At 34.2% G+C, this 14,812-nt stretch carries 9 protein-coding genes, 1 tRNA gene and 1 pseudogene; 4 read left to right on the plus strand and 7 right to left on the minus strand.

The annotated features are described in order from the left end of the window. Positions 1-434 precede the first annotated feature (434 nt). The 5 genes and pseudogenes from ubiA to ACQH3L_RS01440 form a co-directional block, all read right to left on the minus strand. Positions 435-1,292 carry a 4-hydroxybenzoate octaprenyltransferase gene (ubiA, locus tag ACQH3L_RS01420; RefSeq protein ID WP_425384892.1) on the minus strand — a complete coding sequence of 286 codons (858 nt, stop codon included), beginning with the start codon at positions 1,290-1,292 and terminating at the stop codon, positions 435-437. Between the two features lie 3 nt (positions 1,293-1,295). Beyond that, positions 1,296-1,694 carry a ribosome-binding factor A gene (locus ACQH3L_RS01425; protein ID WP_006279769.1) on the minus strand — a complete coding sequence of 133 codons (399 nt, stop codon included), beginning with the start codon at positions 1,692-1,694 and terminating at the stop codon, positions 1,296-1,298. Between the two features lie 9 nt (positions 1,695-1,703). Next, positions 1,704-4,028, minus strand: a complete 2,325-nt coding sequence (infB, locus tag ACQH3L_RS01430; protein WP_070357031.1) for a translation initiation factor IF-2 — start codon at positions 4,026-4,028, stop codon at positions 1,704-1,706. A gap of 9 nt (positions 4,029-4,037) precedes the next feature. Then, complete coding sequence (gene nusA / locus ACQH3L_RS01435) at positions 4,038-5,600, minus strand: transcription termination factor NusA (protein ID WP_425384893.1); 1,563 nt, start codon at positions 5,598-5,600, stop codon at positions 4,038-4,040. A gap of 88 nt (positions 5,601-5,688) precedes the next feature. Continuing rightward, positions 5,689-8,762 (minus strand): annotated as a pseudogene (locus ACQH3L_RS01440) (efflux RND transporter permease subunit). A 175-nt stretch (positions 8,763-8,937) separates the two neighbouring features. On the opposite strand from ACQH3L_RS01440, the gene ACQH3L_RS01445 reads away from it, so the two are divergent. After that, positions 8,938-9,660: a hypothetical protein gene (locus tag ACQH3L_RS01445; protein ID WP_138264854.1), complete on the plus strand. Its 723-nt coding sequence runs from the start codon at positions 8,938-8,940 to the stop codon at positions 9,658-9,660. A 3-nt stretch (positions 9,661-9,663) separates the two neighbouring features. Here the strand turns inward: ACQH3L_RS01445 and ACQH3L_RS01450 are convergent, their stop codons facing one another. Next, positions 9,664-10,401 carry a glutamine synthetase gene (locus ACQH3L_RS01450; protein ID WP_010963182.1) on the minus strand — a complete coding sequence of 246 codons (738 nt, stop codon included), beginning with the start codon at positions 10,399-10,401 and terminating at the stop codon, positions 9,664-9,666. Between the two features lie 326 nt (positions 10,402-10,727). On the opposite strand from ACQH3L_RS01450, the gene dnaA reads away from it, so the two are divergent. Then, positions 10,728-12,110: a chromosomal replication initiator protein DnaA gene (gene dnaA / locus ACQH3L_RS01455; RefSeq protein WP_010962298.1), complete on the plus strand. Its 1,383-nt coding sequence runs from the start codon at positions 10,728-10,730 to the stop codon at positions 12,108-12,110. A 27-nt stretch (positions 12,111-12,137) separates the two neighbouring features. Here the strand turns inward: dnaA and ACQH3L_RS01460 are convergent, their stop codons facing one another. Continuing rightward, entirely contained in the window at positions 12,138-13,412 is a 1,275-nt protein-coding gene (locus ACQH3L_RS01460; RefSeq protein WP_425384894.1) for a metallophosphoesterase family protein, read from the minus strand. 190 nt (positions 13,413-13,602) lie between these two features. Here ACQH3L_RS01460 and ACQH3L_RS01465 point away from each other — a divergent pair. Both ACQH3L_RS01465 and ACQH3L_RS01470 read left to right on the plus strand, forming a co-directional pair. Further along, positions 13,603-13,690: transfer RNA gene (locus ACQH3L_RS01465), tRNA-Leu, on the plus strand. 29 nt (positions 13,691-13,719) lie between these two features. Next, positions 13,720-14,802: a GTP cyclohydrolase II gene (locus ACQH3L_RS01470; protein ID WP_425384895.1), complete on the plus strand. Its 1,083-nt coding sequence runs from the start codon at positions 13,720-13,722 to the stop codon at positions 14,800-14,802. Positions 14,803-14,812: the final 10 nt, after the last annotated feature.

Here is a 14,812-nt window from a genome sequence, read left to right on the forward strand (position 1 = left end):
TATGTTTTAAACGCTTGACAAGCGAGATTCAGCCGCTTTTAATTGCAACTAACTTACGCTGCAAATGTTTAAGAAATTTACTAAGCAGAAAAAAAGACAAAGAATCCCCGAGTTAGCTAGTCTTTTACTATCTCTGTCGAGTATTGGCATTTTTTGATGTCTTGTAACGCTTTATAAGCGCGTTCAGCTTATTTAGATAAAAATCTAGATGTAGATGAAGTTTTGTAAAGACATACAGTATCTATATACTGCAAAAAATTGAATATAAGACGCCGATACATTAAGTAATCCTTACCTTTTAATCTGCAGATTGGCGAAAGCAAATACAATAGCTTCAGTTTCATGATAAGAGGGCTGGCGGAGTTTGTCAAGCAATTTTCGTTTCTGCGAGTACCTGAGTTTATTGACTTCATTAGAGCCAAAACTCTTGAGACCTAGGTGATAATTCTATCTAAAAGGATGCCAAAAAAGAGAAGCAACCCTACGTAGGAATTATTTTTAAATATGGACATGCATTGACTGGGATCGTCAGGATTGAAATTTTTGTATTGGCGGTGAAATATGAACCCTACAGCAAGTAGAGCAATATAAAAAATGTTATTTAATGATGATAAGATACCAGCATATAGCCACGTCATAAGAGATATTAAATAAAATCTTTTCAACCAAGATTTTGTTGTATCACCAAAATATAATGCGGTAGATTTCATCCCGAGTTTTTCATCATCTTTTTTATCTTGATGGGCGTATATGGTGTCATAGCTAAGTGTCCAAAAGACGCATCCTATATAAAACAGCAAGGATTCTATACTGATCTGGTTTGTTATTGCTGCTGAGCCCATGAGCGATCCCATATTGAAGGTAAACCCTAAGAACAATTGTGTCCACCAAACATACCGCTTTAATAAAGGGTAAGTAGCTATCATACACATTGAGATTATTCCAAGTATGAGTGTAGTTTTATTAGTTAATAATAAGATTACCAGGGCAATAGACAGTAACAGTGAAAGTAAAGCTAAAGCCTGCTTTATGTTTAATGCACCACTTGCAAGTGGCCTATATTTTGTTCGTTCAACGTGCGCATCTATTTTTCTATCGAAGATATCATTGATTATGCACCCTGCGGGTCTCATTAAAAATGCACCTATAGTAAACAAAACAAGGAGAAAAAGAACCTGATACGATAGAGAAGTTGAGGCTAAAAGAATACCGCTCAAACTGGGAAATAGCACAAGCCACAAACCTGTTAAACTGTGCAACCTCATTAATGAAAAGTAATGGTTGAAATACATTAATTAAGTGTGATTATGTAATATTTTGCTTACATTAACAAAATTATCGAACGCTAAATCAGGCTTGAAAACTAACTCAGGTATAAATCGCAAATCAACATAACACAATATAGATTTACGTATTGACCATGCAGACTGGTTCATTTCATTAACAACAGTGTTAATATCACAATTATTCTCAGAAGGATCTCCAGTGCGTCTTTTTTCTGGATCTAAGTAGTCAGCTACTTGAATATTCAATGAAGATAACACAATATATACATCTGCTTTTTTCAAATCTTTACTTAATTTTACGTCAGATACCGCTACATTTTTATTGAACACCTTACCTTCCATTAGAACTCTTGATATTGCTCTATGCAATACCGATGCTATCTTTAGGTTTCTAATTTCCTTTTTCATATCCAGCTACTATAACACCCTTTCTTCTTGCACTAATTGATAAGCTTCCAAAATATCTCCAACTTTAATATCGACATTACCCTCTAGTGATACTCCGCATTCAAAGTTTACACCTACTTCTTTAACATCATCTTTAAATCTACGTAGTGCTTTTAACTTTCCTTCATGCACCAATTTGCCACCACGCATTACCTTAATTAAAGAATCTTTTCTTATGACTCCATCACTTACGTAACATCCAATGATATTACCAGCTTTAGATACGTTAAATATTTGCCTCACAGATGCAAAGCCAACACGAACCTCTCGTGTAACAGGCTTTAACATTTTAGTTAAATACATTCTCATGTCGTCAATGAGCTCGTATATTATGTTATAAGTATGTATTTCTATACCTTTTTGTTTTGCCAAGTCCCTTATTTTTGAGTCCACTTTTACATTAAAAGCTAAAATTACTGCACTTGATGCTTCTGCAAGCAGCACATCTGAATCTGTTATCCCTCCTACTGCTTTGTGTAGGATATTTAATTTCACTTGGTCTTTACCGAGTTTATCAATTGAACTTGATATTGCTTCAATAGAACCAGTTACATCGCACTTTAAAACTACAGATAGTTCTTCTGTTTCGCTGTTATTACGACTGAATATATCTAAATTATTGTCGCCCAAATCTTCTTTCTTTTTCTTGATTAACTCTAGCCTGTATTCAACAATTTCACGCGCCTGCTTTTCAGAATTTACAACAACAAATTTATCTCCAGCATTTGGTACACCATTTAGACCAGTAATTTCAATTGGAGCGGAGGGTAGTGCTGCTTTTTCTCTTTGACCGAGGTGATTAACCATACTACGTACTTTGCTGTATGTTGTACCAACTACCAATATATCACCAACCTTTAACGTTCCTTCCTCAACTATCAATGTGGCTGATATTCCTTTCGCTTTATCTATTTTGGATTCTATTACCCATCCAAGTGCTCGACAATCTTCTATTGCTTCTAGCTTCATTAATTCAGCGATTAACAAAATCGCCTCTTCTAGTTTATCTAAATTAGTTTTCTTTTTTGCTGATACTGGCATAATCATAACATCACCACCAAGCCCTTCAGGGATGAGATCATATTGAGGCAAACTATTAATTATTTTTTCTACATCACCAGGCTCAGATTTATCAATTTTATTAATAGCAACTATAATGGAAACATTTGCTGCTTTTGCATGATTTATTGCTTCAACTGTTTGTTTCATGATTCCATCGTCAGCTGCAACTACTATTACAACTATATTAGTAATATTGGCACCACGTGCACGCATCGCAGTGAACGCTTCATGTCCTGGTGTATCAATAAAGGTAATTTTTTGCTTATCTTTTGTCGTTATTTGATAAGCACCTATGTGTTGAGTTATGCCACCTGACTCTCTTTCTGCAACATTAGATTCACGAAATGCATCGAGCAATGAGGTTTTACCATGATCGACGTGTCCCATAAAAGTGACGATTGGTGGTTTAGGTTTTTTAGGCAGGCTTTCTCTGCCTTCTATAAAAAATAAATCTTTTTCTCTGTTGGTATCGCTCACTCGTTTAGCCGTATGATTAAATTTTTCCACTATTTCACATGCTATATCTGGATCCACCAGATCATCTACTCTATAACTCTCACCGACTTCTTCTTTGAACATTTTTAGCACACTCTTGCTATCTTCTGCCATGCGAATAGATAACTCCCTGATAGTTATTTTGTCTGGTATAATAACTTCTCTTGATATATTTTTACCCTTAGTAAACTTTGACTTTCTACCTCTTATACCAAACCTTTGCTTAAATACAGGGGGTTGTTCAGTTTTTTCATCTATTGCCTGTGCAATTACCAGTTTAGAATGCTTAGAATATATATCTTTGTTGACTTTAAAAGACTTTTTATCGTTGTCCTCATGGTCAATACTATCTTCTTTTGGTTCAACTAAGTGGGTATTACTTAAAACTTGCTTATTTATTTCCTTAGATAAAGCGTCCGCTTCATTTTTCTCGTCAATCTCTTTATTGCTGTCTTCTTTTGCTGTTTTCTCTTTTTCTTCTCTCTGATTTCTTTCTTTCAGCAAAGCAGCATTCTGCACAGCATTAATGCGAAAAATTTGTTCTTTCTCTGTTAAAGAACATAATTTACTCTCGTCAAATAAATTATGTTCTTCTGCATCATGAGATTTTTTTCTTCTTTTTTTTACTACTGTAGCTCCAGTACTTGGGCTAGCTGAAGAGTTTAAATTGAGGTCTAATTTAAGCTTGCTTAAACCTTGGAGCGTTAATTTTTTATCACTGATATCTTCATTATTCATATTATTTTATTATATTAATCCAAGCTTTTTACGTGCTTCTATGATTATTGAATCTACTGTATCTTTTAGATCTTCTTTGCTATCGGATGAGGAAGAGAGTATGCTGCAAAACTCATAACTTGATAAATCTGCTATGTCCTCTAAAGTCTTAATATCATGCTTACTAAGAGCAATTTTATTGTCTATTGATAAAGTTAAATTGATTACATCATCCTCCATACCTAAACTTTTTAGCTCTTCTATTTTTCTATCATTTTCTGCTTTCAGGTACTTATTTGCTCTATTGTGAAGTTCGTTTGCAATATCTTCATTAAAGCCCTCTATTGAAGCAAGCTCTTTAATTGAAGCGCTAGATATGTCTTCTACACTTGAAAAACCTTCTGTTACCAATAGCTGACCCATAATCTCTTCTAAGTTTAAAGCTTCAGCAAATAAAGCTGAACATTGACTAAGTTCTTTACTTCGCCTTTCTGATTCTTGCTGAGTGCTTAATATCTCAATTTTCCATCCAACAAGCTCTGAAGCTAATCTTACATTCTGGCCCTTTTTTCCTATCGCTAAACTCAATTGATCTTCAGCAACTATTAACTCTATGCAATTTTCATTTTCATCAATAATAACCTTCGATACTTCTGCAGGAGTAATGGCTTTAATAACGAATTGACCCAAATCTGAGGAGTAATTTATAACGTCAATTTTTTCACCATTTAATTCGTGTATAATAGTTTTTATTCTATCTCCCTTAACTCCAACACAAGCACCTACTGGATCAATGTTCTTGTCGGGAGAGAAAACGGCAACCTTAGACCTTGAACCAGCATCTCTAGCTATACCTTTAATTGTCACTAATCCGTCAGCAATTTCTGGTATTTCTTGATTTAATAATGCCTCCAAAAAGCCTTCATGAGTCCTAGAAAGAATAATTTGACGTCCATCATCAGAGCGCTTAACAGTCTGTATGTAAGCTTTAACCTTATCACCTTCACGAAATGATTCACCACCAGTTAAATTTCGCAATGGAAGATATGCCCTAGTGCCATTTATGTCTATAATAAGATCTGAATATTCTACTTGTTTAACAATACCATACCTTATTTCTCCCACTTTATCTTTAAACTCCTCATATTGCTTTTTTGACTCTTCATCTTTAATTACTTGAGCAATCTTTTGCTGGGCAATTCTTGCTGAAGCAAGATCAGTGTTAAGAGAGAGCAATTCACTAACAGTATCTCCAACTTTTGCATCTCCTTTTATTAATTTAGCTTGTGTAAGCGTAATTGATTCACACTCAGTATTCTCTTTTTCATTTGATTCATCATCAATAACTTTTAGTTTTCTATATGAAGTAACTTTGCCTGTGTTTCTATCTATATCAACTACAATTTTACTTTTGCTACCATATTTTTGATGAGCCACTGCTTCTATAGCACTTTCTAGTGCCTTTATTACAACATCAAAATCTAAACCTTTTTGAAGTGAAAGCTCTCCTGCTGTTTTTATTACATCAAGGCTTCCAACTATGTTATTCTTGTTACTTTTCTGATTAACACTGCTTTTACGATTAGCAATCATAATAAATAAATCCAATGTAATTAGTTATAATTATAGCTCCAACGGGCAAAGAACACTATCTTAAATGTTAAATGATTGCTAATTTAAGTCAAGTTTTTTCATGTTTTTGTATAACAAGCAACGCAGGAGTAAAGAATAAAGTTAAAACCGTTGCAGCCAATATTCCACTTGCTATGGTTGTTGAAATGTCAACCCACCACTGGCTTGATGGAGCATCATATGTGATTTGTAGCGTAAAAAAATTGATATTTAACCTGGTAATCATCGGTATTAAACCAAGAACTGTGGTTGCAACGGTAAGCAATATTGGCCTAACGCGAGAAATTGCAGCGTTTATTACACATCGCTTGATGTCATTTTTGTGTACCTTAATTTGATGATGAAAGGCATCAAGCAATAGTATGTTATTATTCACTATAATTCCTGCCAAAGCAATTATCCCCACTCCACAAATAACAACTACGAAAACTTGTTGGATAAGAAAGAAAACAAAAAACACACATGTTGTGGATAAAAACACTGCTGTCATTACGATAAATGTATGGTATACATTATTAAACTGTGTCACTAATACCAATATCATTAGTGTAATCGCTAATATAAAAGCCTTTAACAAAAATGCTCCTGATTTTTGTTGATCTTCTTTGTCGCCTTTAAAATCAATTTTTACTCCCTTGTCCCAATCCTGGGCAATAGAATTCTGAATGAACTTTACTCTTTCATCAACAAGATAGCCAGTATCAACGTCAGCAGAGATTGTCACTGTGCGTAATCCATCAATCCTGTTTAGTTTGTTTACCTTTTTTTCGGGAGCATATTTTACTATGTTGCTCATAGGATACGGGCCATTAACTGTATTGATAAAAAGATTGTCTATAGTCTTCATATTGCGGTCCTTTCTGGGGAAACGGAGTACAATATCGATTTCTTCATCCGTGTTATTTGGTCTATATTTTCCAATCAATACTCCATTTGTAACCATCTTTATAAAATCGCCAATGGTTGCAACACTTACTTCAGAGCTTGTAGCCTTACTCTTATCAACACTCATATTCCACTCTATTTCAGGTGCTGATCTGCTATCTTGAATATTTATAAACCCGGATGAAGGTTGGTTCATAATTTCTAGAATTTTCTCTGCTGCTAAATTCAAACTGGATACACTCCCGCTGAGGTTAATTTGTATTGGCTTGTCAGCCGACGGTCCTGGCTTTTCCTCTTGAACATTAATTATTATTCCTTTCATGTCTTGCACACTGCTCCTTATATCATTTAGTATGTGCTTAGCTTTGCGCCTGAAGCGCCAATCCATAAGTTCTAGTTGTATTCTGGCGATAACGTTGTCTGAAAATGCTCCTGATCTAGCATAAGAAACATGAATTTCTTTTTCAATGCTCAAAATGCGTTCTTCCACTTCTTTGAGTATCAGATCTCGTTCTTTGGCTGATAAGCTTTCTTTTGCTTTAACACTGATTAAAATATTATCTGAATCCACTTTCGGAAAAAACTTTACTCCAGGACCAAAAGTAAAGTACAGCACACTAAATGAAAACAAAACGAATACAGTAGCACATACGAATTTTTTAGGATGATCCAAAACCTTCTCTAGCATGCGTACGTAAGCTCTTATTATAGGCCCAGCATTTTTTATTTCACCACTTTCTATAGCACTCATTTTTTTTATTTCTTTTTTGAAGTTATCGAAGGCTTACCAAATATTGCACCAAGTGTTGGTATAAAAACCAAAGCCATAATGAGCGATCCAGTCAAAGTTAGGATTATTGTAATTGGTATGTACTGCATGAATTTACCAACAGTATCAGGCCAGAATAATAGAGGAAAAAACACTGCTAATTTAGTTAACGTTGATGTTAGAACCGGATAAAACATATCACGAACTGAAGTGTAAAAAGCTTCTACTTTGTCCATTCCGCAGATCATCTTTCTATCGGCATATTCGCTGATCACAATTGCATCATCAACCAGCATGCCAACAGCCATAATTAAACTGAAGAGCACAACGATATTTAAGGTTATACCCATAAAGTAAAGAGCTATTATCCCAATGAGAAAGGAACCGGGTATCGAGAGTGCCACAAGAATAGCAATCCTTGTTCCCATAGAAAGCATCATTATGATCAATATTAACAACACAGCAAATATTATGCCGTTTTCCAAGTCATCAAGCACATCGCGGACGTTTTTTGACTGGTCGGTTAAGTACACCACTTTTAAATTTTCAGGTAATTGATCTTTTGCCTTATCCATTAAGTATTTTACTTGATTTACTGTGTCTATTATGTTTTTTCCGTTACGTTTTGAAATTCCTAGCACGACACTAGGTAATCCATTAATGCGAGCAAATCCTTGGTGATCCTCAAACCTAGGGTATACTTTTGCTATATCTTTGATTCTCAAAACTGCATCGCCTTGAGATCTAATAGGAATATTCATAATATCTTCTATATCTTTTAATAACCCTGATATTTTAATCGAATATTTACCGGTATCATTTTCCAGTGAACCAGCTCCCACTAGTCTGTTATTGCTTGATATAGCTTGGAATATTTCGTTTGATTGAATGTTATATTTTGTTAGAACTGTGGGCTCAACTATCACTTCCACTGTTTCTTTACGCATACCTGCCACTTCAACTTTGAGAACATTTGGCAGAGATTCTATTTCTTTCTTTAGCTTGCGTGCTATTTCAGTTAAGGCTCTTTCTGGCAAATTACCAATTAAGCCGACATTGAGTATCGGAAATAAGCTCAAGTTTATTTCATTGATTATCGGAGATTCCGCTTCAACAGGTAACTTCGATTTTATGTTTGAAAGCTTTGAACGGACATTATCGAGCACTTCTTTATTATCATACTCTGTTCCAAATTCGAGTATCATGTGAGCACCATCATTAGTTGCAAAAGCTCTCAATTCTCTTACACCTTCGATGGATCTTAGTTCATTTTCTATAGGAAGCACTAATAGCTTTTCACTATCTTGAGCAGAAATCCCAGGAAGTCCAACAAACACGCTGATTATAGGAATCTGTATACCAGGATTGCTTTCCCTTGGCATTTTTACATAAACGTATGAACCGAAGATAAAAATTACTATAAGTAATAATACCACCGCCCTGTTTCGCTCTATGAGTAAGCTCTGCATGTTGAATGTTAGCTGAATATGTGCGTTTGTACAATATTATAGTCGAGATACATTGCATATTAATTAATCCTTGTGTAGCTTTAAAACTTTACGCAAATAATTAAAATTTTTGCAAAATTGCAAGTATAAGAAAATTTCTGTATAATAATTCTAGAGCAGTATTTGAGAGGTTATTATGGTGGCAATTCTAAATATAACAAAAGGCAAAAATAAAGTTATTGTGTCTGGATTAGCTGGAGCTTTATCAGCTTTAATATTTTTAACAGCAATCCACATTGCCGCAAAGATAGCCATTATCGTTTCTGCTGCTGCAGTTACTTACTTATTACTTTCGCTGATTCATAAAATAAGAACTAAAAAAGAACAGCCTGCTGAAATTACTGGTGTTTCAGGAGATGAAGGTGAAGAAAAAGGTACCGTAAAAGAACCAAAAAGAACTGAAACTGAGCTAGCAGAAGAAATAATAAGGAAAAGAGCAGAAGAGCGCATGGAGAAAGGATCACTTGGTGGCCCTATAAATGCGTTTGGCGAACCAATTCTTGATGAATTTAAGAACACTGAAGGCAGTCATTCTGCTGATTATACAAAAACTATGGTAGTACCTGAGAAAATTATTCTTGACATGTCAGATGATAGAAATCCTGCACAAAATAACTCTAGCTCTATAAAGAATCAGATGAAATCTCTCCCTGAACACATGGATGTATCTGGTAATCCACTTCCTGAGCAGCCACCGAGCAACCTTACCAATATAGGGCTTGGATCATCTAAAAGTACGCAGAAACTATCTGCTGCAGACTTGCTATTACAGTATGGGAATGTAAATAATGATGTGAGGAAAGTGCTAGAATGGCCAATTACCTCAAAGGAGTTTAATGGGTTAGGGTTTAACAGGTAGTTGCTATATCAAACTCTCCATCTTATATTGAGGATCAGATGCAATGCCATACACTCTATTTGGCGGAGCAATTTTGTTCTCTATACCAAAAACTATACCTTCAATTATTGCTGTGAGTACTTTTTCAAGGTTACAATCTGTTCCAGGAACACGGTGCTCTAGGCGGCATCTTTTGGAATCGTTGCCAAAATAGGGAATTCTTATCGCAGCAGTTCTGTTATTTACTCCCCAACTAATCGTAGTTGGAGTGTGAATATCCGGATACTGAAATCTTAAATATGAATCATCATTTGGAGCAAAAAACAACATATGTTTTTTCATCATTGCACATAATCCACCAATACTATGAATCAGATAGTCACTGTACTTTTGCTCATTGATATAAAATAAGTTACCGTTATTTGAATTCACGAGATTAACATGCACATTTAATGCACTGCCTGCTCTATCCAAATAAGGCTTTGCTTTAAAAGAAACATTCCCACCTAGTTTTTGTGCTGTTTCAGTAAGTGATTGTTTTGCTAACTCAAAATGCTTAATTAAATTGTAGGAGTTCGTATAACAACCACTTTTTATCTCATACTGATGTGTAGAATTCTCCTTCTCGCAAGAAAATTCAAGAGATGCTATTTTATTTTTGATGCTATTCAGAAATAAGTATTCTTTTTCTATTCCTTCAATGTAAAACTCTAGTTCAATACCGAATACAGCATAACAACTCAAATTACTTAATATAATCATAAATTTGCTTCAGTAAATCTATATTAGGTTAGCTATATTTATATGAATACTTTACTTATTTGCCAGTAAATTTAACATCTTATTTATACATAATGTATTACTGTTTTTAATAGCATGCTTCTAATCCTCGATACAAGCGACATTTACAAATTTTTCATTTTTTTGAAATAAAAATGATCAATTTTAATGTTTTTATACCCTTTACAACCCATCAAAAAATCACCATAATTTTTAGTATGTATTAAGTAGTATTAGCTTTTCATTTTGCAGTAAGCTATTGATTATCTTATATTTTTCTAATTATTGCTTTTTTCTTGGTGTGGTATATGAACTTAACTAGCCCTAAGGTTTCTACTATGTTTTTTGATCAGATTATTACAGTAACGGATCACAATGTTACTTGGGAAAAAATCCAAAATTGTCTTTATAATCTTTATGGAGAAGCAACATATAATAGCTGGCTGAGTTCACTAAAATTTGTCAGTAGCAGAAATGGGGAAGTTCTTTTATCCGTGTCAACAAGGTTTATAAAAGAGTGGATTACAGTTCATTACATGAAAAAAATATTATCATTATGGCAAAGCGAAGATAAAAGTATACGTTCTATTGATATTCAAGTAATTGAGGAGAGGAATTCAAATTTTAATGTTATACTAAAAAACAGAGAGGAAAGTAATCATAATCTTGGTTCGCCGCTGGATCCAAGGTTCACCTTTGATAATTTTGTAGTGGGAAAGCCAAATGAATTAGCATTTACGGCGGCAAAGCGTGTGGCAGAATCTATAGATCCAATATTAGGCAGCAATCCTTTGTTTCTATATGGTGGAGTGGGACTTGGTAAAACACATCTAATGCATGCTATAGCTTGGCACATAGTCAATTCCCCATCAGCAAAAAGAAAAGTGGTGTATTTATCAGCAGAGAAATTCATGTACCAATATATTACAGCGCTGCGAAGCAAAGATATTATGTTATTTAAAGAGCAATTTAGATCAGTAGATGTATTGATGGTAGATGATGTGCAATTTATCAGTGGTAAAGATAGTACACAAGAAGAATTTTTTCACACTTTCAATGCATTGATAGACCAAAATAAACAATTGGTTATATCAGCTGATAGGTCTCCTAGTGATCTTGATGGAGTGGAAGAAAGAATAAAATCACGACTCGGTTGGGGGTTGGTGGCAGATATTAATGAAACAACTTTTGAATTAAGGCTTGGTATATTGCAGGCAAAAGTGGAGCAGATGAATATGTATGTTCCGAAAGATGTCCTAGAGTTTTTAGCAAGGAACATAAAATCTAATATAAGAGAATTAGAAGGAGCATTAAATAAGGTTACCCATACCTCATTAATTGGAAGAAGTATGACGGTAGAATCAGCTAGTGAAACCCTAATCGATCTTCTTAGGTCAAATCATAGGTCAGTCACAATAGAAGAAATACAAAAGAAAGTAGCTGAATTTTTCAATATAAAGGTTGCAGATATGCAATCCAATAGAAGGCTTCGCAGTCTTGCAAGGCCAAGACAAATAGCTATGTATTTTGCCAAAAAATTTACGCAAAAAAGCCTACCAGATATTGGGAGAAACTTTGGTGGCAGAGACCATGCTACTGTTATACATGCAGTAAAACAAGTAGAAAATTTTATAAAGACCGACTCAAAATTTGCTGATGAAATCAATCGATTAAAAAAAATGTTTAAGTAGCGTTTTTAAAATAGCTAATAACAAATCCTAAAATGAATCGACTATAGTTTTAATCCGTTTAAGTTTAAAATCTTCTGTTAGCTTCGCAGAATACATTTCCTTATTGTGTTGATTATAGAAGGTAAATTCGTGATCATCTAAATTTAGTATTGCAAAGCCAAAGCCAAAAAAGTTTCTAACCTCGTGTGCTAAGTAGTTTTTACCATTTGAATAGTCAAATTCTACATTTTGATAAACAGATTCTTGATCTTGAGCGTGTAATGATGCACCACTGTTTCCAACTATAATTTGGTCTGGAACATTATCCATTAATAAAATCTGGGCTATATGAATGTGGCCAGAAACTATGGTAGTAACATTGCTTGGAAATTTATCTCCAAAAGCTTCGATTTGTGTAAGATTACCATGGCTTTTTAATGTCAAAAATTCTTTTTTTGGAGATCTCCAAAGCGGTTTATGAGTTAAAAACCACATGGGCTTGTCAGAACTATTTTGTATCAATTTATCAAATTGCCTCTCAAAAGCATCAATTGTGCTTTGGGTTGTAAAAATATCCTCACCGGATGAAGAGTCGAAGATAAAAAATTTCATCGGTCCAGCATCTAAGGACCAACTAGAAACGAAGTTTCCACATTTTTCAGACGAAAAGGGGTATGAATCTAGATACCTGAACCATCCTTCATAAGCTCTATCACAACTCTCATGGTTTCCACGAACAAAAAGGAAAGGGGATTGTGATAAAATATCCTTTGCAGGCTCAAACCAATCAGCGTACCAAACTTCTTTATTATATCCATAAATATCGCCACACTTTTTTGTATTTCTACATTTTGTTTGTCTATAATGATAATCACCAACATGGATAATTAAATCTGGTTTATGAAGGGCGATTGAATCTAAATTTTTTTTTAAAGGCCAGCTATCTACCGAATTACATTCCTGCTGAAATAACATATTTATTCTACAGCCCGTGTCACCAATGAAAGCAATTTTATTAACCTTTTTTGGTAATATAGGAACCCGTAGATCCTCAATACTAATGGTTTTGGCACTTGTTTGTACTGTCAGTTCACAAACTGTTTCGTTATGACCACCATTGTTAATTGAGCTGCGATTCAGCATTTCTGTTTCCTCGCCATCAACATAAACAATGGGACACATGTCATTGTCCGTAATTGCGCGTATGCTTAGTTTATTTTCTGGGATAACTTGAGACCATGTGTATAATATTTGTGCATGGACAAAATGAAAGCTAGTTATAAGAGAGAGAGCTAAAAAAATAAAGATATTAGCTATATTCATTTGTATAAAAACCTAAGTTAAAAATTAGTAGTAAGGTTATCTTAAATGATTAAAATTTATAATCACAAAATTCATAATCAAATTATACAAACAATTTCTAAATTATTCTAGTATCAGATTGACACTCTAGATGAAAAATTCTAAAATGATTAAGTAATTTAAAATAATTATATAAAAACTAGAATATAGTGCGGCCGTGGTGGAATTGGTAGACACGCAGCGTTGAGGTCGCTGTGGCTCATAAGGCCTTGGAAGTTCAAGTCTTCTCGGCCGCACCAGTTTTTATCGCTGTTTAATATGGGTAAAAATGTTTATAGGAAATCAGAGTAGCAATAAGGTAGAAAGAGCTATCAGCGAAATCAGGCGCGGTCGGCCAATTGTAATATATGATGAAAGTAATTACCTATTGTTTGCTGCTGCTGAGGCTTTAGAAAGAGATTTATTTAATCAATACAAGCTTACATCAAGTAATGTATATGTTACTTTAACTTCAAGTAAGGTAAAATACATATCTCAGAATAAAGAACATAACAGCAAACGTCTGTTGGTGAATAATTTTGATGAACTGCTCTATTTAATAAACTGTTCAAAGGAAGATTGCATAAAAGAGTTGCAATGCTCAAAGACAATAGATGAATGTGCTATTGCCTTGCTTAAGTTCTCAGAATTATTGCCATACGCGTTAGTGGCTGATATGACTTTTGAGAATAACCATGAAATGCGAAATTGGTGCGAGAAAAATGACGTTATTGCACTGGACACGTCATTCATAAATAATTTTCAAGAAAATCAGGATGTATATGAAGTGTGCAAAACATCATTATTTTTAAAACAGACTCAAGAAGTAAATATCATATCTTATAGAACCGAAAGTGGTGGAAGAGAACATCATGCAATTATCATTGGCAATCCAGATAAAGATGACGAACCATTAGTGAGAATTCATTCTTCGTGCTATACGGGTGACTTGTTAGATAGCTTGTCATGCGATTGCAGAAGTCAGTTACATCAAGCAATTCAAATGATAGCTGACTCTGGAAGTGGTATTATATTGTATTTGATGCAAGATGGAAGAGGCATTGGTTTAACTAATAAGTTAAGAGCGTACAGTATGCAAAGAGGACATAATCTTGATACTGTTGATGCAAATAGAATATTGGGTTTTGAAGATGATGAAAGGAGTTTTGCTGTTGCAGCTAAAATGCTTAAGAAATTGAACATTAACAAAATCCAATTACTTACAAACAATGATAGGAAATTGTCAGAATTGGAAAGTAATGGTATAGGAGTTACAAAGTGTCTACCACTTATTGTGGAACGTAATAAATATAACGATTCATATATGGAGACAAAGTTTGGTAAATTAGGCCATAGATTAAGAGTTTTTTAGCTTTTTTGCT

Source organism: Wolbachia endosymbiont (group A) of Sturmia bella (genome assembly GCF_964030905.1).
Taxonomy (GTDB): domain Bacteria; phylum Pseudomonadota; class Alphaproteobacteria; order Rickettsiales; family Anaplasmataceae; genus Wolbachia; species Wolbachia pipientis.